The 18,606-nt window shown below is 72.8% G+C and carries 19 protein-coding genes; 12 read left to right on the plus strand and 7 right to left on the minus strand.

All coding sequences use genetic code 11. From position 1 onward, the window contains the following. Positions 1-205 precede the first annotated feature (205 nt). From EHS43_RS06125 to EHS43_RS06140, 4 genes are all read right to left on the minus strand, one after another. Positions 206-646, minus strand: coding sequence for a VOC family protein (locus EHS43_RS06125; protein ID WP_125189509.1), 441 nt, complete (start codon positions 644-646; stop codon positions 206-208). A 50-nt stretch (positions 647-696) separates the two neighbouring features. Continuing rightward, positions 697-1,596 (minus strand): amidohydrolase family protein, encoded by a 900-nt coding sequence (locus EHS43_RS06130; protein ID WP_125189510.1) that lies wholly within the window; start codon positions 1,594-1,596, stop codon positions 697-699. 153 nt (positions 1,597-1,749) lie between these two features. Beyond that, entirely contained in the window at positions 1,750-3,390 is a 1,641-nt protein-coding gene (pgm, locus tag EHS43_RS06135; protein WP_125189511.1) for a phosphoglucomutase (alpha-D-glucose-1,6-bisphosphate-dependent), read from the minus strand. Beyond that, positions 3,350-3,994, minus strand: a complete 645-nt coding sequence (locus tag EHS43_RS06140) for an ATP-binding protein (RefSeq protein ID WP_312023410.1) — start codon at positions 3,992-3,994, stop codon at positions 3,350-3,352. The genes pgm and EHS43_RS06140 overlap by 41 nt, the downstream gene beginning before the upstream one ends. Before the next feature lie 168 nt (positions 3,995-4,162). Between EHS43_RS06140 and EHS43_RS06145 the strand changes: the two genes are divergently transcribed. Beyond that, a complete protein-coding gene (locus EHS43_RS06145) occupies positions 4,163-4,540 on the plus strand; it encodes an STAS domain-containing protein (protein ID WP_125189512.1) in 378 nt (125 codons plus the stop codon). 155 nt (positions 4,541-4,695) lie between these two features. Here EHS43_RS06145 and EHS43_RS06150 read toward each other — a convergent pair whose 3' ends face one another. Continuing rightward, positions 4,696-5,874 (minus strand): PP2C family protein-serine/threonine phosphatase, encoded by a 1,179-nt coding sequence (locus EHS43_RS06150; RefSeq protein ID WP_125189513.1) that lies wholly within the window; start codon positions 5,872-5,874, stop codon positions 4,696-4,698. 159 nt (positions 5,875-6,033) lie between these two features. On the opposite strand from EHS43_RS06150, the gene EHS43_RS06155 reads away from it, so the two are divergent. The 11 genes from EHS43_RS06155 to hypE all read left to right on the plus strand — a co-directional run bounded on the left by EHS43_RS06155 (position 6,034) and on the right by hypE (position 16,683). Continuing rightward, positions 6,034-6,795: a ZIP family metal transporter gene (locus EHS43_RS06155; RefSeq protein ID WP_125189514.1), complete on the plus strand. Its 762-nt coding sequence runs from the start codon at positions 6,034-6,036 to the stop codon at positions 6,793-6,795. A gap of 64 nt (positions 6,796-6,859) precedes the next feature. Then, entirely contained in the window at positions 6,860-7,594 is a 735-nt protein-coding gene (locus EHS43_RS06160) for an SDR family NAD(P)-dependent oxidoreductase (protein ID WP_125189515.1), read from the plus strand. Between the two features lie 118 nt (positions 7,595-7,712). Continuing rightward, positions 7,713-8,189, plus strand: a complete 477-nt coding sequence (locus EHS43_RS06165) for a hypothetical protein (RefSeq protein WP_125189516.1) — start codon at positions 7,713-7,715, stop codon at positions 8,187-8,189. 1,187 nt (positions 8,190-9,376) lie between these two features. After that, entirely contained in the window at positions 9,377-10,528 is a 1,152-nt protein-coding gene (locus EHS43_RS46235) for a 4Fe-4S dicluster domain-containing protein (protein ID WP_185806129.1), read from the plus strand. Continuing rightward, the gene (locus tag EHS43_RS06175) at positions 10,525-10,989 is read left to right on the plus strand and encodes a Crp/Fnr family transcriptional regulator (RefSeq protein ID WP_125189518.1); all 465 of its coding nucleotides are present in this window, start codon (positions 10,525-10,527) and stop codon (positions 10,987-10,989) included. Before EHS43_RS46235 ends, EHS43_RS06175 begins: the two co-directional genes overlap by 4 nt. Continuing rightward, the gene (locus EHS43_RS06180; protein ID WP_125189519.1) at positions 10,986-11,792 is read left to right on the plus strand and encodes an FAD/NAD(P)-binding protein; all 807 of its coding nucleotides are present in this window, start codon (positions 10,986-10,988) and stop codon (positions 11,790-11,792) included. The genes EHS43_RS06175 and EHS43_RS06180 overlap by 4 nt, the downstream gene beginning before the upstream one ends. 1 nt (position 11,793) lies before the next feature. Then, on the plus strand, positions 11,794-12,561 hold the full coding sequence (locus EHS43_RS06185) for an oxidoreductase (protein WP_125189520.1): 768 nt from the start codon (positions 11,794-11,796) through the stop codon (positions 12,559-12,561). Further along, positions 12,558-13,919 (plus strand): Ni/Fe hydrogenase subunit alpha, encoded by a 1,362-nt coding sequence (locus EHS43_RS06190; RefSeq protein WP_125189521.1) that lies wholly within the window; start codon positions 12,558-12,560, stop codon positions 13,917-13,919. Before EHS43_RS06185 ends, EHS43_RS06190 begins: the two co-directional genes overlap by 4 nt. Continuing rightward, a complete protein-coding gene (locus EHS43_RS06195; protein ID WP_125189522.1) occupies positions 13,912-14,532 on the plus strand; it encodes a CBS domain-containing protein in 621 nt (206 codons plus the stop codon). The genes EHS43_RS06190 and EHS43_RS06195 overlap by 8 nt, the downstream gene beginning before the upstream one ends. Before the next feature lie 16 nt (positions 14,533-14,548). Next, on the plus strand, positions 14,549-15,652 hold the full coding sequence (gene hypD / locus EHS43_RS06200) for a hydrogenase formation protein HypD (protein WP_125189523.1): 1,104 nt from the start codon (positions 14,549-14,551) through the stop codon (positions 15,650-15,652). After that, entirely contained in the window at positions 15,649-16,683 is a 1,035-nt protein-coding gene (hypE, locus tag EHS43_RS06205; RefSeq protein ID WP_125189524.1) for a hydrogenase expression/formation protein HypE, read from the plus strand. The genes hypD and hypE overlap by 4 nt, the downstream gene beginning before the upstream one ends. A 63-nt stretch (positions 16,684-16,746) precedes the next feature. Here the strand turns inward: hypE and EHS43_RS06210 are convergent, their stop codons facing one another. Further along, positions 16,747-17,343 (minus strand): hypothetical protein, encoded by a 597-nt coding sequence (locus EHS43_RS06210; protein WP_125189525.1) that lies wholly within the window; start codon positions 17,341-17,343, stop codon positions 16,747-16,749. After that, positions 17,343-18,338 carry a hypothetical protein gene (locus EHS43_RS06215; protein ID WP_260470403.1) on the minus strand — a complete coding sequence of 332 codons (996 nt, stop codon included), beginning with the start codon at positions 18,336-18,338 and terminating at the stop codon, positions 17,343-17,345. The genes EHS43_RS06210 and EHS43_RS06215 overlap by 1 nt, the downstream gene beginning before the upstream one ends. Between the last annotated feature and the right edge of the window lie 268 nt (positions 18,339-18,606).

The following is an 18,606-nucleotide window of genomic DNA, read 5'->3' on the forward strand; positions in this document are numbered from 1 at the left end:
GGGCGGTCATGGCGGAAACGCGAGGTCGCCCCCTCCCGGAAGGATCTTCACGCGGTCGGCTGAGGGCGAGGCGTGCAGGTCGGGCATGAGTGCGGATCTTCGGGGTAGCAGAGTCGATGCTTACCCGGAGGAAGGGCCGTCACACCTGGGGAGGTCGCGACGGCCCTTCCTCCAACCCTTGCCCCGTGGCGGGTCTCCGGCGTCGTCAGCCGAGCTGCTCGGCCAGTCCGACGACGATGCCCTCGGGGCCGCGGACGTAGCAGAGCCGGTAGATGTTCTCGTACTGCACGATCTCTCCGACGAGTTCGGCGCCGTGGGCGCGCAGGCGGGCGACGGTGTCGTCGAGGTCGTCGACCGCGAACATGATGCGCCGGATGCCCAGCGTGTTCGTCGGCGCGTCCCGCGGCACCCCGCCGACCGCCTCCGGCGCGTGGAACTTCGCCAGCTCGATACGGCCGTGGCCGTCCGGCGTGCGCAGCATCGCGACCTCCTGCCGGACGTCGTCGAGCGCGATGATCCGCTCCACCCACCGCCCCTCCACCGGCGACCGGCCCTCCGGTTCCATGCCGAGTTCGACGAAGAACGCGACGACGGCGTCGAGGTCGTCGACGACGATGAGAACGTTGTCCATCCGCTGGATCGTCATGCCGGCTCTCCTAGGTTCGACGACGGTCAGATGACGGTTCGATGACGGTGTCACAGGTGGAAAAGGCTTCTCGCGTTGTCGTGGCAGACCGCCCGCAGCCACTCCGGTCCGAGGTCCAGGCGTTCCAGGGCCTGGAGCTGGTGCAGGTAGGGGTAGGGGATGCTGGGGAAGTCGGAGCCGAGCAGGACGCGGTCGCCGAGTGCGGCGAGCCGGGGCAGGGCGCGGCGCGGGAAGGGCATGAAGTCCTCGGTGAAGTCGGTGAACGCCATCGTCGTGTCCAGCCGCACCTCGTCGTAGCGCTCGGCCAGGCCGAAGAACTCCTCGTACTCGGGCATGCCCATGTGGGCGACGATCAGCCGCAGCGCCGGGTGCCGGGTCAGCACCCGTGCGACCGGCTCGTGCCCGGTGTGCTTGCCGGGCGCGGGCCCGGAGCCGCAGTGGATCACCACCGGGACGCCCGCCTCGGCCAGCAGCCCCCAGGCCGGCTGGAGCAGCTCGTCGGCGGGGTCGTACCCGCCCACCTGGACGTGTGCCTTGAAGACCCGCGCGCCCGCTTCGACGGCCTCGCGGACGTACGTCTCGACGTCCGGCTCGGGGAAGAGGGTCGCGGTGTGCAGGCAGTCGGGGGTGCGGCGGGCGAAGTCGGCCGCCCAGCCGTTGAGCCACCTGGCCATGCCGGGCTTGTGCGGGTAGAGCATCGCCGTGAAGGCCCGGACCCCGAACCCCCGCAGCAGGGCCGTTCTCTCCGCCTCCGCCTTCCGGTACGTGATCGGCCACCCCAGCCCGCCGATCAGCGGCCCGTTGGTGTCGAAGTACTCCCAGACCTTGTGCAGGACCCGCTCGGGCATGAAGTGGGTGTGGACGTCGATCAGGCCCGGCAGCCCCAGTCGGCCCCAGAACCGGCGGACCTCGTCGGCCTCGTCGTGCGTCGCCTCGTCGCGATCGTTCATGCCGCCCACGATCGTCCCCGGTGCGGGTCACGGCGACCCTTTCCGCGCGAGGTGCGGTGAGGGATCCGTCACGCCGGACGGTGTGCGCCACGGCCGCGGAAGAGGCCCGCGGGCTGACCGGGTCACGGCCGCGGGCCGGGTGCCGACGCCGGGTCAGGCCTTGAGCGCCGCCAGCACCACGGACCTGGCCTCCTCCTGGACCTGGCTCAGGTGGTCCGGGCCGAGGAAGGACTCCCCGTAGATCTTGTAGACGTCCTCGGTGCCCGAGGGGCGGGCCGCGAACCAGGCGTTGGCGGTGGCCACCTTGATGCCGCCGAGGGCGGCACCGTTGCCCGGGGCCTCGGTGAGGACCGCGGTGACCGGCTCTCCGGCGAGTGTGTCGGCGGTGACCTGGCTCGGGGACAGCTTGGCGAGCAGGGCCTTCTCCTCGCGGGAGGCCGGGGCGTCGACGCGCGCGTAGGCGGGGGCGCCGAAGCGGTCGGTGAGCTCGGTGTAGTGCTGCGAGGGGCTCTTGCCGGTGACCGCCGTGATCTCGGAGGCGAGCAGGGCCAGGATGATGCCGTCCTTGTCGGTGGTCCACACCGAGCCGTCGCGGCGCAGGAAGGACGCGCCGGCCGACTCCTCGCCGCCGAAGCCGATCGTGCCGTCGGAGAGGCCGTCCACGAACCACTTGAAGCCGACGGGCACCTCGACCAGGGTCCGGCCGAGGTCCGCCGCGACCCGGTCGATCATGCTGGACGACACGAGGGTCTTGCCGATCCCGGCGCCGGCGGGCCACTGCTCGCGGTGCGCGTACAGGTAGGAGATGGCCACGGCCAGGTAGTGGTTGGGGTTCATCAGGCCGGCGTCCGGCGTGACGATGCCGTGCCGGTCGGAGTCGGCGTCGTTGCCGGTGGCGATGTCGAACCGGTCGCGCTGCTCGATGAGCGAGGCCATGGCGTACGGCGACGAGCAGTCCATGCGGATCTTGCCGTCCCAGTCCAGCGTCATGAAGCGCCAGGTGGGGTCGGCGAGCGGATTGACCACGGTGAGGTCGAGTCCGTGCTCCTCGGCGATCCGGCCCCAGTAGGCGACCGAGGCGCCGCCCAGCGGGTCGGCGCCGATGCGCACTCCGGCGGACCGGATCGCCTCCAGGTCCAGCACGTTCGGCAGGTCGGCCACGTAGGCGCCCAGGAAGTCGTGGCGCGAGGTGCCGGGGGCGGCCAGGGCCCGGGCGTAGGGGATGCGCCGTACGTCCTTCAGGCCGCCGGCGATGATCTCGTTGGCGCGGTCCTGGATCCAGGAGGTGGCCTCGGAACCGGCGGGGCCGCCGTTCGGCGGGTTGTACTTGAAGCCGCCGTCGGCGGGCGGGTTGTGCGAGGGGGTGACGACGACTCCGTCGGCGAGCGCCGAGTTCCGGTGCCGGTTGTGGGTGAGGATGGCGTGCGAGACGGCGGGGGTGGGGGTGTAGCCGTCGGCCTGGTCGATGAGGACGGTGACGTCGTTGGCCGCGAACACCTCCAGGGCGGTGACCCGCGCCGGTTCGGACAGGGCGTGGGTGTCGGCGCCGAGGAAAAGGGGGCCGTCGGTGCCCTGGGCGGCGCGGTACTCGCAGATGGCCTGGCTGGTGGCCGCGATGTGGTCCTCGTTGAAGGCCGCCGCGAGGGACGAACCGCGGTGTCCCGAGGTGCCGAAGGCCACCCGCTGTGCCGGTTCGGCCGGGTCGGGGTGCAGCGTGTAGTACGCCGTGACCAGACGGGCCACGTCGATGAGGTCATCGGGCCCGGCGACCTGCCCCGCTCGCGCGTTCTGCATTTACCCGCTCCTCCGCAAGGGTCGACCGTTGGGTACGGGGCTCATTCTCCCCTGTCGGGGCGGTCTGGACGCGCTCGGGGCGTGCTTCCGTCGCCAGAGGGCGAGCGGGTTCACGTAATCGATCGCCACGAGCCGTCGCGCGCTCCCGCGGCCGGTCCGGGCTGTCGGTCAGGGCGATGCGGGCGGTGATGTGCTTGCCGGGTGCCACGCGCCGGACGTCCAGGTCCTGGGCCACGGCCCGGACGATCTCCAGGCCGTGCCGGCCGACGCGGTCCGGGTCGGCGGGCTGCGCCGACGGCAGGGCGGGGTTGCCGTCCCCGACGACGATCTCCACCCCGGCTCGGGTGGCGCGCAGTTCCACGAGGACGGGGCCGGGCGCGTACTTGAGGGCATTGGTGACCAGCTCGCTGACGACGAGCTGGGCCGTCCCGACGGTGTGCGGGGAGACGTCCAGGCCGTGCCGGTCCCGCAGCAGGGTGAGGAAGTCGGCCGCGTGGCGACGGGCCCGGGCAATGCATCCCTCGTCCCCGGACAGAGTGAGGCCGACGCGCCACGGGTGGGCGCCGCGCTCGGTACAGTCACCGTCCTCGGACCGCGTACTCACCGGCATCACCCTTTTCCTCGGCTCCTGCGCGCGAGTGCCCACGGGGTCGTACGGGCATGCACAACCGCGAAGACGTTCGAACAGAGCCGGACCGGTGCGACCGACCGGTACGGTGCGGCACAATCGTCCACGGACGCTGCCCACGGCAGCCTGGGCTCAGGGTGAGGAATGGTGACCGACATATCGCCAACAGATCGGCCGGAACGGCTGTCCATCGCGCACTCCACCGTCGACGGCATCCGCGTGGTGACCCTGCGCGGAGACATCGACCATGACGTCAAGGACGAGCTGACGGCGGCACTGCTGCCCGAGGACGGCACCGACGACGGCCCGGCGCCCCGGGTCGTGGTGGATCTCAGCGGCGTGACCTTTCTGGACTCCACCGGCATCAACGTCTTCGTCCACGTCCACCACCGGGTCAGTGCGGCCCAGGGCTGGGTGCGGCTGGCCGCGGCCCGGGAGTCGGTGATCCGGGTGATCCAGCTCGTCGGCCTGGACACCGTCATCGCCTGCCGTCCCACGCTGGAGCAGGCCCTGAAGTCCTGACCTCCCGGGCTCGGGGGTCACCCCGGGCGGTGGTTCTTCGCCGACCGCGGTCGGCGAAGAACCACCGGGAGGCTGTCTGCCCAACCTCTCCCCGGCCGAGTCGCCCTCATCTCCCCGTTCACACCCGCCCCGGTCGTCGGCCGGCTGATCGTGGGTCAGTGCTCCCCGTCCGGCCGGCGGCGCTCGCCGTGCCAGTCCAGGACCAGGACCGTGGCGTCGTCCCTGAGGTTGCCGTGACAGGCTTCGAGAACCGCGCCGGTCAGGGCCCGGACGGCATCTCGCGGATGCAGATCGCCGGTGGCGTGGATGACCGAGGTCAGGTCGGCCGCCGCGGCGCCGCGTTCCAGCATCCCGTCGGTGAGCAGGATCAGGCGGTCACCGGGCCGCAGTTGCAGTTGCTGGAGCCGGAAGGAGCCGGGCGCCACCACACCGAACGGCAGGTTGACCGCGAGCCTGACCTCCTCGACGGTGCCCTCACGCAGCCGCAGCGGCCAGGGGTGGCCGGCGTTGACGAGTTCGCACAGGCCGGTGTCCAGGTCGACGCACAGCAGCTGCCCGGTGGCCAGGCCGCGGCTGTGGCTCAGCAGGGCCCGGTGGGCGTGGTCGGCCTGTCTGAGGGCGTCACAGCCGTTGCGGCGCGCCCGCCGCAACGCGCCCACCAGCAGCGTGGCCAGCAACGCGGAGTTCGTGTCGTGCCCCATCGCGTCGGTGATGGACACGTGCAGCGTGTCACGGTCCAGGGTGTAGTCGTAGGTGTCCCCGCCGATGTCGTCCGCGGGCACCAGTCCGGCGGCCAGGGTGAACTGGGCCGCCTCGCAGCAGGGCGCCGAGGGAAGCAGCTGGTGCTGGATCTCCGCGGCCAGGCTGGTCTCGGTGGTGCGCCGGCCCAGGTGGTAGAGGTCGGTGAAGCGCCCGTCCGTGACGATGATGTAGGCCAGCGCGTGTGCCGCGTCGCGGACCTGGCGCAGCACGGTGTCGTCCACGCTCTGCAGGGTCACCTCCAGGACGCCCAGGCAGTCGCCGCGGTTGGTGACCGGCGTGATGACACGCCGTCCGCCCTGGTCGTCGGGTTCCACGTGCTGGCGCTGGTCGCGCAGCACGCCGTCGTAGACGCTGCCCCGCAGCGCTATCGGCTCGGCAACCTCCGTGACGTCGGCGCCGGCCGCGGCGAGCCGTACCAGCCGCTGACCGATGAGGTCGACGAAGAGGAACGACACCCGCTCCGCACCGAACCGCTTCTGCAGATCGCGTGCCACCACGTCGACGGACTCACCGGGCGGGGCCGCTTCCGCGGCGGCCAGCAACTCGCCCAGTTCCAGATCTCCACCCTCCACAACAACCTCCCGTCGGTTGCCGCATCTTCTTCCCCGCATCTGCGCGACATCACCTGGTACGTCCGTATCGCCTGGTCAAGAGGGGGCCCGTGCCGGTCCGGGCGCCCACGGACGAACGGGATCCGTTGATCCACCTGCAGAACGGGTAGACGCGTCGCCATGGCTGAAGTGGTACTGGCGGGACTGTGGGGGCTGGTGGCGGGCTCGGCGCTGCTGCTCGGAGCCGCGCTGGGGTACGGGCTGCGGGTGCCGCAGAAGGTGATCGCGACCGTGATGGCCTTCGGCGCCGGAGTGCTGTTGTCGGCGGTCTCCTTCGAGCTGGTCGGGGAGGCGTACGACGAGGCAGGGCTCACCCCCGCGGTCGTCGGCACCCTCATCGGCGCCCTGGCCTACACGGCGGGCAACGTGTGGCTGGCCCGCCGGGGCGCCCGGCACCGCAAGCGCTCCGGGCACGCGGAGTCGGCGGCACAGCCCTCGGAGGCCCAGCAGGGCGGCTCCGGGACGGCACTCGCGCTCGGCGCACTGCTCGACGGGGTGCCGGAGTCCGCGGTGATCGGCGTCAGCCTGCTAGACGGCGGCGCGGTCAGCCTGGTCACCGTGGCAGCCGTGTTCATCAGCAACGTGCCCGAGGGGCTGTCCAGTTCGGCGGGGATGAAGAAGGCCGGCCGCTCCAAGGCGTACGTGTTCGGCGTGTGGGCCGCGATCGCCGCCGCGAGCACGATCTCGGCCGTCCTCGGCTACACGGTGGTCGGCGCCTTCTCCCCCGCGCTGATCGCCGTGGTGACCGCCGTCGCGGCCGGTGCGATCCTCGCCATGATCGCCGACACGATGATCCCCGAGGCGTTCGAGGACGCCCACCTGGCCATCGGCCTGATCACCGTGAGCGGCTTCCTGGTCTCCTTCGCGCTCTCCCACGTCTGACCGGACGGACCGGCCGCGACGGGGTTCACTTGAGGGAGACGATCAGCTGAGAGGCGGTGGGATCGTGAGCCGGATCCTGGTGACCGGTTCCGCGGACGGTCTGGGGCGTGCCGCGGCGGACGCGCTCCTGTCCGCGGGGCACGACGTCGTGGTGCACGCCCGGAGCCCACAACGCGCTTCGGCCCTCGACGCGTTGGCCGCCCGCGGGGCCCGGGTCGTGGTGGGCGACTTCGCGGAACGGGACGCCGTACGGCGGATCGCGGCCGAGCTGCGCGACGCGGAGCCGCTGGACGCGGTGATCCACAACGCCGGTGTGTGGAGCGGGCCCGCCGTCATGCCGGTCAACGTCATCGCGCCGTACCTGCTCACCGCCCTGCTGCCCGGGCCGCGCCGACTCGTGTACCTGAGCAGCGGCTCGCACTTCAGTGGCCGCCCCTCCCTTGCCGGCGTCGACTGGCGGGGCGGGAGCGCGGGGTCGTACGCGGACAGCAAACTGTTCGTCACCACGCTCGCGGCGGCGGTGGCACGGCTGCGCCCCGGTGTGCTGAGCAATGCCGTGGATCCGGGCTGGGTGCCGACCAGGATGGGCGGACCCAACGCGCCGGACGACCTGGAGCTCGGCCACCGGACCCAGGAGTGGCTGGCGGCGAGCGAGGAGGCGCAGGCACTGACCACGGGCGGGTACTGGTACCACCGGCAGACCAGGGAGCCGCATCCGGCCGTGCACGACGTGGAGTTCCAGGACCGCCTGCTGGACACGCTGGCGGAGGAGACGGGGACGGTTCTCGAGGGCCGCTGACACTTACGGACGCCGTCGGTCCTTCATCTCGCCGCCGGGGGTCCTAGTGCTTTCTTCCGAGGCGCGGTGCGCCGGGAGACCGATCCCCGCGCGCCGGGGGGTCCGTACGGTGAGGCGCATGGACAACGCGGCGCACAGGATCTCCGGCGACCACGCGGTGGACGTCGTGCGGGGCTACGCGGACCGTGACGCCGCCGCGGTCGAGAAGGCGCTGGCAGGTCTGGACACGGACGGCTGGATCGAGGTGCACGCCGTCCTGAGCGGCCTGCTGCGCTCCACCATCAGCATCATGGAGCTGACCGGCAGGCGGTGGGACCCGAACGAGCTGGTCCGGGGTTCCGACGAGGTGGCGGCGGCGGCCCCGCCCCACTACGAACTCGCCATGGCCCGGTGCACGCGCGCGTGGGCCCGCGGGGACCATGCGGAGATGCGCGCGGTGTCGGGCCAGGACCTCCCGTGCGCCGTGCACATGACGGCCGTCGGCGTCACCGTGCTGGGTCTGGCCCTGTGGGGCAGAGCCGGACTCCTCGCGGTGCTGAGGGAGTTCGACGAGACGGTCGCCGCGCTCACGGACGAAGGCCCGTCCGGCACCTGACCCTGCGGCCGGGGCCCCTGATCGACAGGACGGACGGGCCTCGGACGCGGGCAGGGACCAATGTCCGGCGCGAGGGGCCGACCGGCCTCTGCCGAAGCCGGCCGTCCGGGAAGACATTGGTGCGCGATGGGAGAAGCGGCGCCCTCCCGCGAGGGCTGCCGTCGGCTTCTTCCTGGCAGAGGGACTCCCGACAGTCCCTCCCGGTCCTTGCGGCATCGTCCAGGGGGAGGGACACCGCAAGGGCCGGTCGGCCAGGGCACCCTCACCGGTCCGGCCCCGTCCGCGGCCCGGACCGGGAGTGCCCGTACGCAGTGGGCGCACGGGCACGCGACCGGTGCCCTCCCGCAGGCGTCCCGGCCCGCAGCCACGGTGGCACCGACTCCGCCGTGGCTTCCCCGGCGGACACCCGCACACCGTGGTCGAGTCGAGGGGAGCCACCACCGCGTGCCGCCCGCCGTATCAAGGGCGAAGAGACGTCTTCGCCCTCTTCCATCCTCCCGCCCCGCACCACGGCGGGACAGGGTGTGGTGGCCCATCGCGCGCAGGGCCGACCGGCCCTTCCCTCGTGGGTGCCGGGCGACGACACCGGCCGGTTACGAGGGCGACGCGGGCCGTCATGCCGGAAGCGACGGCCCGCGTCGAACCCGCCACCGGCCTCGCCCACCGCGTCGTGCGGGCCCGTACGCCCCCTTGCCGGCAGGCAGACCTGCCGGAACGACGGCCGGGCCGGCGCCGTCCATCCGACGCTCGCGAACGTCGCCGCCGACCTCGACACGCGGGCGGTGTCCACGGGCGCGCCACGCACGGTGTGTCCGGTCGGCGGCCGCGTCGCCACCCGCTACGGGCAGGCGGCGACCGCGGCCACCGTCGACCTCGACCGGATACGGCGCGAGCTCGTCCTCAGCCGCATGCCGGAGGCGGACGCCGGGTCGTACGTCGTCGTGCGCGCCGGCTTCGCGATCGCCCAGGTCGACGTCGTGCGAAGGCGAGGGCCGGGGCGGACGAGGACCGGCCGGGTGAACCGCTTCCGTGGCGGCACGCCGTGCCGGCGCGGACGATGTCAGGGCCCCGCGCGGAAGACCCGGTCGGCTCGGTGCGAGGGCCGGTCGGCCCCTGCCGCCGGAGGGCCCCCGCGCCGGACCATGACGATGGACAGGCACGATCCGCCCCGGACAAGGAGGACCGTCATGACCGCCACCGCAGCCCCGGCCGTGCTCGACCGGGACGGCCTGAACACTCTGGTCGCGGCTCTGGTGGCACAGGGAAGGACCGTCGTCGGGCCGACCGTCCGCGACGGCGCGATCGTGCTCGCGGAGATGACCTCCGCGGACACGCTCCCGTACGGCTGGGGTGTCGAGCTCGAAGCCGGACGGTACCGGCTCGTCCCCCGTGCGGACGGTGCCGCCTTCGCGCACAGCGCGGGCCCGCAGTCCTGGAAGTCGTACCTGCACCCGCAGCGTGAGCTGCTGTGGAGCGCCGACCGGACGCCGGAGGGCGAGGTCTCCTTCACCCCGCACGAGCCGGACGTCCCGGCGTACGCCTTTCTCGGCGTCCGCCCCTGCGACCTCAGGGCCATCGCGATCCAGGACCGCGTCCTGACCGGCGGACGGTACGAGGACACCGGCTACGGGAGCCGGCGCCGGCGCGCGCTGCTGATCGTCGCCGAGTGCACCGAGCCCGGCGCGACCTGCTTCTGCGTCTCCACCGGCGGCGGTCCCGCGGCCGACCCGGGTTACGACCTCGCGCTCACCGAGGTGGTGGACGAGGACGGGCACCGGTTCCTGGTGCGCGCGGGAAGCGAGGAGGGCGCCCGGCTGCTGGAGCAGGTGCCGCACCGCACCGCCGACGTGGCCACCGAGGCCACCGCCCGCGCCTCCGTGGACGCCGCCCGCGACCGTATGGGCCGGTCGCTGCCCCCGGTCGACCTGAGGGACCTCATGGGCGGGAGCCTGGACGCCGAGCGGTGGAACGACGTCGCCGAACGCTGTCTGACCTGCGGGAACTGCACCATGGTCTGTCCGACCTGCTTCTGCACCACCACGGAGGAGGTCACCGACCTGACCGGTGACCACGCCGAGCGCTGGCAGCACTGGGACTCCTGCTTCGACCTGGACTTCTCGAATCTGCACGGCGGACCGGTCCGCTCGTCCGCCCGCAGCCGTTACCGGCAGTGGCTCACCCACAAACTGTCCACCTGGCACGACCAGTTCGACACGACGGGATGCGTCGGCTGCGGGCGCTGCATCGTCTGGTGTCCGGTCGGCATCGACATCACGGAGGAAGTCGCGGCGCTGCACGCCGAGCGGGAGCGCGAGCCGGAGACGGAGACGGAGCGATGACGCCCTCGATCACCCTGCGCATGTCGCACGCGCTGCGGTCCGAGCACCGGGACCGGCTCCTGCGTACCGCCCGCGAGATCGACTGGCGTCAGGATGTCCGGATCTTCGACGAGGGCGAGCGGGCCGACCGCTTCTGGATCGTGCGCGACGGCACGGTCGCCCTGGACATGCATGTGCCCGGCCATCGACCGCCCGTGATCGAGACGCTGGGCGTCGGTGACCTGGTCGGCTGGTCGTGGCTGTTCGAACCGTACGTCTGGCAGCTGGGCGCCAGGACCCTGACGCCGGTGCGGGCCTACGAGTTCGACGCCGTCGCCGTGCGTCTGATGTGCCAGGACGACGCCGAGTTCGGCCGCTCCCTGGAGCACTGGGTCGGCCGGGTGCTGGCCCACCGGCTGAACGCGGCCCGCACCCGGCTGGTCGACCTCTACGGCACCTACGAGACGAAGGAAGCACGATGACCGCCGTACCGGTCCCCCATCGTGTGGTCGCCCGCAGGCCGGAGACCGCGGACACGGTCACGCTGCGTCTCGAACCGGTCGGCGAGGCGCTGCCGGACTTCGCGCCGGGGCAGTTCGCGATGGTGCACTGCTTCGGGCGCGGCGAGATTCCCGTCTCGGTGAGTTCCGTGCAGGCGACCGGTGGGCTCGCGCACACGATCCGGTCGGTGGGAGCGGTCTCCGAGGGCCTGTGCGCGGCACGGGTCGGCGATGTCGTCGGCCTGCGCGGCCCGTACGGCACCGCCTGGGAGCCGGCGCGGGCGCGCGGCCGGGACGTGCTCGTGGTGGCCGGCGGTATCGGTCTGGCCCCGCTGCGGCCGCTGATCCTGGCAGCGCTGGCCGAACCGGAGGCGTACCGCCGCGTCAACGTCCTGGTCGGGGCGCGGACTCCGGGCGATCTGATCGCCCGCAGGGAAGTGGAGAGCTGGGCCACGGCCTGCACGGGGGTGACGGTCGACCAGCCCGACGCCGACTGGCGCGGAGACGTGGGCGTGGTCACCCAGCTGCTGGGGCGGGCGCTCTTCGATCCGCAGGACACGACGGCCTACGTCTGCGGACCCGAGCCGATGATCCGGGCCACCGCCCGCGACCTGGCGCACCGCGGTGTGCCCGGCGAGCACATCAGGGTCTCGCTGGAGCGGAACATGCGCTGCGCGACCGGGCACTGCGGCCACTGCCAGCTCGGTCCGCTGCTGTTGTGCCGGGCGGGTCCGGTCGTGGACTGGAACCGGGCCGAAGGCGTGCTGTCGGTGAGGGAGTTGTGACATGACGACCACCAGGACGCCGCCGACGCTCGCGGTGTTCAAGCTGGCCTCCTGCGACGGCTGCCAGCTCACCCTGCTGGACTGCGAGGACGAACTCCTGGCGCTGACCGGCCAGGTGAGGATCGCGCACTTCCTGGAGGCGTCCAGTGCGGTCGAGCCGGGCCCCTACGACCTGTCCCTGGTCGAGGGTTCGGTCACCACGGCCGAGGACGCCGAGCGGATCCGCGCGATCCGGGCCGCCTCGCGCCACCTGGTGACCATCGGGGCATGTGCGACCGCCGGCGGCATCCAGGCGCTGCGGAACTTCGCGGACGTCGAGGAGTTCCGGCGCACCGTCTACGCCCACCCCGAGTACATCTCCACGCTGGCCACCTCCACTGCGGTCTCGGACCACGTGGACGTCGACTTCGAGCTGCGCGGCTGTCCGATCGACAAGAGGCAGCTGATCGAGGTGATCACCGCGTTCCTGGCCGGGCGCAGGCCGGACGTGCCGAACCACAGCGTGTGTTTCGAGTGCAAGCGGCGCGGCACGGTCTGCGTCACCGTCGCCCACGGCACGCCCTGCCTGGGGCCGGTCACGCACGCCGGGTGCGGGGCACTGTGCCCGGCCTACGGGCGCGGCTGCTTCGGCTGCTTCGGCCCGTCCGGGTCCGTCAACCTGCCCGCCCTGATCCCCGTGCTGCGTCGCGACGGCATGGACGACGAAGCCGTCATGCGCTTTCTGCACACCTTCAACGCCGCTGCTTTCGACAAGGAGTTGAACTCGTGACACACCGCGGATCCCGTGTCCTGCACGTCGGCTCCCTGTCCCGGGTCGAGGGCGAGGGCGCGCTGCGCCTGGAGGTGCACGACGGCACGGTCACCGGCGCGCAGTTGGAGATCTACGAGCCGCCGCGGTTCTTCGAGGCGTTCCTGCGCGGCCGTGCGTACACGGAGCCGCCGGACATCACCGCCCGGGTGTGCGGGATCTGCCCGGTGGCGTACCAGATGAGCGCGTGCGCGGCGATCGAGGACGCGTGCGGGGTGAGCGTCGACCCCGCGATCCGGGATCTGCGCCGGCTGCTGTACTGCGGCGAGTGGATCGAGAGCCAGGTCCTGCACATCTACCTGCTGCACGCACCGGACTTCCTGGGGCGGACCGGCGCCGTCGAGCTGGCCCGCACTCACCGGGCCGAGGTGGAGCGGGGGCTGAGGCTGAAGAAGGCCGGCAACGCGCTGATGGAGCTCCTCGGCGGACGGGCCGTGCACCCCGTCAACGTCCGGCTGGGCGGCTTCCACCGGGTGCCGACGCGCGAGGAACTGCGGCCCCTGCGCGAGCAGTTGAAGCAGGCGCTCGACGACGCCTGGGAGACCGTGCGCTGGGTTGCCGGTTTCGAGTTCCCGGACGCCCGGGTCGAGGCCGATCTGCTGGCGCTGGCCGCTCCGCACACGTACGCCATCGAGGGCGGCACGCCGACCGTGCTGCGCGGCGACGGGACCAGGGCTTCCTTCCCCGTGCGCGACTTCACCGAGCACGTGACCGAGACCCACGTGCCGCACTCCACGGCCCTGCATGCGCGGCTCGACGGCCGGACGCACCTGACCGGTTCGCTCGCCCGGTTCGCGGTCAGCGGTGCCCGGCTCACGCCGGTGGCGTTGCAGGCGGCCGGGGAGGCCGGGCTCGGCGATCCGCGCGAGGGGGCCGTGTGCCGCAATCCGTTCCGGTCGATCCTGGTACGGGCGGTGGAGAGCGTGTACGCCGTCACGGAGGCGCAGCGGATCATCGACGCGTACGAGCCGCCCCCGCGGCCGTACACGGACGTGCCGCCCGTCGCGGGCGTCGGGCACGGCGCCACCGAAGCGCCCCGCGGACTCCTCTACCACCGCTACGAGCTGGACTCGGACGGTCTCGTGACCAGTGCGCTCCTGGTGCCTCCGACGGCACAGAACCAGGGTGCGATCGAGGACGACCTGCGTCGCCTGACCCAGCGTGCGATCCGCGAACGCGACCCGGACGAAGCCGAGTTGACGGCCTTGTGCGAGCGGGCGATCCGCAATCACGACCCGTGCATCTCGTGCTCCACCCATTTCCTCGACCTGACCGTCGTCCGTACCTCAGGGCAAGCCTCGGGAGGCTGCGATGCCTGAATCTCCGTACACCGTGAGCGATGTGATGACGCACACCGTCGTCGCCGTGGGCAGTGAGGCGCCCTTCAAGGAGATCGTCGAACTGCTCGACCAGTGGAAGGTGAGCGCCCTGCCGGTCCTGGTGGGCGAGGGCCGCGTCGTGGGCGTGGTCTCCGAGGCCGATCTGATGGCCAAGGAGGAGTTCCGGGACTCCGAGGAGGGCGATCCGGAAGCACGGCGCAAGGCCGCCGGGGTGACCGCGAGCGAGCTGATGAGCGCCCCGGCCGTGACCGTGCACGCGGACGCCTCGCTCGCCGAGGCCGCCCGGATCATGGCCCGCCGGCACGTCAAGCGGCTGCCCGTCGTGGACGGGGTCGGCCTGCTGCAGGGGGTGGTCAGCCGCAGTGATCTGCTGAAGGTCTTCCTGCGTGACGACGAGGAGATCGCCGAGGAGATCCGGCACGGCGTCCTCGGGCAGCTCCCGGTCACCAGCCCCCTGACGGTGAGTGTGTCCGAGGGTGTGGTCACGCTGGGCGGGGCCCTGCCGGACCGGACGCTCGTGCCCGTGGTGGCCCGGGCGGTACGGGCGGTGGAGGGGGTCGTTGACATCCGGCTCGATCTCACGCATCGATGACCCACGCGGAGGGCCGATGAAGTACCTGGACGAGTACCGCGACCCCGTGCTGGCCCGGCGTCTGCTGGACGAGCTGCGCGAGGTCGCGACCCGTCCCTGGCGGATCATGGAGGTGTGCGGCGGGCAGACCCACACCCTGGTCCGCCAGGGCATCGACGAACTCCTGCCCGCCGGCATGCGCATGATCCACGGTCCCGGCTGCCCGGTCTGCGTCACCCCGCTGGAGACCCTGGACCGGGCCATGGCGATCGCCGCCCGTCCCGGCGTGATCCTCACCAGCTTCGGCGACATGCTGCGGGTGCCCGGCACGGACACCGACCTGCTGTCCCTGCGGGCCAGGGGCGCCGACGTACGCGTGGTGTACGCCCCGATGGACGCCGTCCGCCTGGCCGCCGACCACCCCGAGCGCGAGGTGGTCTTCCTGGCGGTCGGGTTCGAGACCACCGCGCCCGCCAACGCCATGGCGGTGCTGCACGCGGCGCGCCTGGGCCTCAGGAACTTCTCGCTGCTGGTCAGCCATGTCCTGGTGCCGCCCGCGATGACCGCGCTGCTCGACGACGCGGACTGCGAGGTGCAGGCGTTCCTGGCCGCCGGGCATGTGTGCGCGGTGATGGGCTGGACCGAGTACGAGCCGATCGCCGCCCGCCACCGGGTGCCGATCGTGGTCACCGGTTTCGAGCCGCTGGACCTGCTGGAGGGCATCCTGATGGCCGTACGGCAGCTGGAGGCGGGCCGGTACGAGGTCGAGAACCAGTACGTACGGGCCGTCCGGCGCACCGGCAACACCGCCGCGCAGGACGCGGTCCGCGAGGTCTTCAACGTCACCGACCGCTCCTGGCGCGGCATCGGGGCGCTGCCCGACAGCGGCCTCGAACTTGCTGAGGAGTACCGGGAGTTCGACGCGGCCCGCCGCTTCGACGTGGGCGGGCTGTGTCCCGTGGAGGACCCCCAGTGCATCGCGGGCGCCATCCTCACCGGGGCCAGGCTGCCCACCGACTGCGCCGCGTACGGCACCCGTTGCACCCCCCGCCATCCCCTCGGCGCGCCCATGGTGTCGTCCGAGGGCACGTGCGCCGCCTTCCACGCGGCCGGACGGACACCCACGAGGAGCACGCCATGAGCATGCAATGCCCCACCCCTCATGAGGAGGACGAGGTCGTCCTGCTGGGTCATGGCGCCGGTGGCCGCCTCACCGCCGAGCTGCTCGACCGGGTCGTCCTGCCCGCCTTCGGAGGCTCGGTGGGTCCGCTGGAGGACGCCGCGCTGCTGCCCGGGTACCGGGAACTGGTGGTCAGCACCGACAGTTTCGTGGTCAGTCCGCTCTTCTTCCCCGGCGGGGACATCGGTTCCCTCGCCGTGCACGGCACGGTCAACGACCTCGCCATGCGCGGCGCGTGGCCACTCGCGCTCTCCGTCTCCCTGATCGTCGAGGAAGGCATGCCGCTGGCCGAACTCCGTTCCGTTCTCGACTCGTTGGGCAAGGCGGCACAGGACGTGGGGGTGCCCGTCATCACCGGTGACACCAAGGTCGTGGGCCGCGGCGCCGCCGACCGGCTGTTCGTGAACACCACGGGCGTCGGACAGCGGCACGGCTCCCTGCATCCCTCGGCGGCACTGGCCCAACCCGGCGACGCGGTGCTGCTGTCCGGGCCGATCGGCCTGCACGGCACGACCGTGCTCAGTACCCGCGAGGGGCTCGGCTTCGAGGGCGACATCGCCTCGGACAGCCGGCCGCTGCACCGGCTGGTGCGGGCCCTGGCCCCGCTCGGCGAGTCCGTCCACGTGTTGCGCGACCCGACGCGGGGCGGGCTGGCGGCCGCGCTCAACGAGATCGCCCGGGACTCCTCGGTCGCCGTGGAGATCGAGGAGGGCGCCGTACCGGTGCCGGAGACGGTGGCCTCGGCCTGCGACCTGCTCGGTCTGGATCCGCTGGTCGTCGCCAACGAGGGCTGCATGGTCGCCTTCGTCGCCCCGTCCGTCGCCGAGGAGGCCCTGACGTGCCTGCGGTCCCTGCCCGAGGGGGCGCAGGCGGTGCGCATCGGCGAGGTGCTGGAGCGCAACCCGCGAGGGCGGGTGACGGTGCGGACCCTGGTGGGCGCTCGGCGCATCGTGGACATGCCGCTGGGCGAGCAGCTCCCCCGCATCTGCTGAGTGCACTGATCCACGGACTGATCCACGGGGGCCGGGCAGGCCGCCGGGCCGGGGGGCTCCGGGTCAGCCGGTCTTCCGGCCCCAGCGCGGGTCGATCAGAGCCCACTCCGTGTCCCACTGGTCCTGCCGCCGGCGGTCCAGGCGCGCGCACGCGAGGCCGCCGAGGAGCAGCACCGCCGCGCCCGTGCCCACGGCGGCCGCGGCCCCGAGCACCGCGCCCTGGAACTCCGCCTCGCCCGCCGTGGCGGGCTCGGGCACGAGACGGCCCTCGGCGTCCAGCCACACCCGGGTGGTGCTGCCCGCCCTGCTCGTGGAGTCGACGCGCGCGACGCCCGTGCGGGGCGTACCGTCGGCCGCCGTCCACCGCACGTGGGCCCATGCCCGGTCGGCGTCCGTGCCCTCGACCCCGACGGTGTCCTTCGCGTCCGTCGTGAGCACCGCCGGCACGGCGTGCCGCTCGGCGCGCAGTCCGTCGAGGTCGCCTTCCACCGCGTGGGCGGCCAGCACACCCATGACGATCGCGAACGTCACCGCGAGGATCCCGGTCACCGACCGCAGCCAGGCCTCGACGAGGTAGCTGCGGCGCCTGAGCGGGTTGCGGCGCAGCCGCCACCAGCGCACCCGCCCCTGCCGTCGGCTCGTGGCCTTGTTCATCGTCATCACCGGGCCCTGGCGTCGTCGCGGGCGAGCACCCGCAGGGGCGGGCGCCGCAGGGTGCGCCACGTCTGCGGCTGCGGAAGGTGCCCGAGGCGCAGGATCAGCTGCGGGTACCGGCCGGCGGTGAACTCCGTCCGCAGGCGGGCCCGCAGGGCGGGCAGTTCGAGCGGCTGGGTGTGGAAGGCGGCCATCACGTCGTGCGCCGCCGCGTACAGCAGCACACGCTGCAGCGCCTGCCCGGACCGCAGCCAGTCCGGGCGGCCGTCGCGCGGAGTGGACAGAACGACGACGGTGCCGGTCCCCCTGCCCCGGTTGCGGGCGGAGACGGGCCAGCACCGGGCCAGGGACAGGTAGTCGCGGCCGGCCAGCAGGGTGGCGTCCGGGTGGTGCCGGCACGCCTCGACGGGAACCCCGTACGGGCCCACGCACCGCTCCAGCTCGGTGACGTGCCCGAAGTCCGCGCGGTGCGCGTCCTCCGCGGTGCGCACCAGCGTCGCGACCAGCTCCAGCTGTTCCGGATCGTCGACGACCTGGAGGATCGCGCCCTCGGCCCGGGCCTGTTCGTGCAGGTCGGCGAGGAGGTCGGCCGGGACCGGCCCGGCGGCGAAGCGTCCCCGGTGAGTGTGCCGGTGGGGGATCGCCCGGGCCAGCAGCGTCTCCTCGGGGGTGCTCGGCGCATGGGCCGCGAAGCCGACGTGGGCCAGGCGGTGGGAGTCCCCGGGAGCCGGCAGGAGGTCGACCACGGGCCGGAAGCCCAGCTGCCGCACGGCCATGCGTACGTTGAACAGGGCCGCACCGCAGGCGATGACGGCCTCCCTGCCGCACGGGTCGGTCAGCGGCATCCGCCGTCCGCTGTCCAGGTGCACCTCGAAGCCGTGGTCGTGGCCCTCCTCGGTGAAGTACCACGGCTGGCTGTTGTGCGGCGAGGGCGCGAGGGACGCGGCGCGGGCCAGGTGGAGTGCGGCACGGCCGGGCTTGTCGTGGAGGACCGACATCATGCATCCCACCTTTCGCGAAGCGTTCACCTTCAGCGTCCGCCCCCACCGGCCCGGCGCACAGGGGCCGTCCGTCCCGCCCGACCGGCCTCAGCGGCCCTGCTTCGGGCCCCCTTCCGAGGCCCACGTCCGGGACGGGGGACGGCCGGCTGCGGGCACCTCGCCCGGCATCCGGCATCGACCGAGAGAGGGCTCGGCCCGACAGACCTCGCAGGAGCGGCCGTTCGGCCCTCGAACCGAACCCTTTCGGCACTTCGGGCGGCGGGCCGAC

Origin of the sequence: Streptomyces sp. RP5T (assembly GCF_003933965.1) — a bacterium.
In the GTDB taxonomy this organism is placed as follows: domain Bacteria; phylum Actinomycetota; class Actinomycetes; order Streptomycetales; family Streptomycetaceae; genus Streptomyces.

Coding starts and splice junctions, on each gene's coding strand:
- pgm (WP_125189511.1), bottom strand. CDS start 3,390: ATGCAGAACGCGCGAGCGGGGCAGGTCGCCGGGCCCGATGACCTCATC.
- EHS43_RS06180 (WP_125189519.1), top strand. CDS start 10,986: ATGACCGCCGTACCGGTCCCCCATCGTGTGGTCGCCCGCAGGCCGGAG.
- EHS43_RS06210 (WP_125189525.1), bottom strand. CDS start 17,343: ATGACGATGAACAAGGCCACGAGCCGACGGCAGGGGCGGGTGCGCTGG.
- EHS43_RS06155 (WP_125189514.1), top strand. CDS start 6,034: ATGGCTGAAGTGGTACTGGCGGGACTGTGGGGGCTGGTGGCGGGCTCG.
- EHS43_RS06215 (WP_260470403.1), bottom strand. CDS start 18,338: ATGATGTCGGTCCTCCACGACAAGCCCGGCCGTGCCGCACTCCACCTG.
- EHS43_RS06175 (WP_125189518.1), top strand. CDS start 10,525: ATGACGCCCTCGATCACCCTGCGCATGTCGCACGCGCTGCGGTCCGAG.
- EHS43_RS46235 (WP_185806129.1), top strand. CDS start 9,377: ATGACCGCCACCGCAGCCCCGGCCGTGCTCGACCGGGACGGCCTGAAC.
- EHS43_RS06165 (WP_125189516.1), top strand. CDS start 7,713: ATGGACAACGCGGCGCACAGGATCTCCGGCGACCACGCGGTGGACGTC.
- hypD (WP_125189523.1), top strand. CDS start 14,549: ATGAAGTACCTGGACGAGTACCGCGACCCCGTGCTGGCCCGGCGTCTG.
- hypE (WP_125189524.1), top strand. CDS start 15,649: ATGAGCATGCAATGCCCCACCCCTCATGAGGAGGACGAGGTCGTCCTG.
- EHS43_RS06195 (WP_125189522.1), top strand. CDS start 13,912: ATGCCTGAATCTCCGTACACCGTGAGCGATGTGATGACGCACACCGTC.
- EHS43_RS06145 (WP_125189512.1), top strand. CDS start 4,163: ATGGTGACCGACATATCGCCAACAGATCGGCCGGAACGGCTGTCCATC.
- EHS43_RS06125 (WP_125189509.1), bottom strand. CDS start 646: ATGACGATCCAGCGGATGGACAACGTTCTCATCGTCGTCGACGACCTC.
- EHS43_RS06185 (WP_125189520.1), top strand. CDS start 11,794: ATGACGACCACCAGGACGCCGCCGACGCTCGCGGTGTTCAAGCTGGCC.
- EHS43_RS06130 (WP_125189510.1), bottom strand. CDS start 1,596: ATGAACGATCGCGACGAGGCGACGCACGACGAGGCCGACGAGGTCCGC.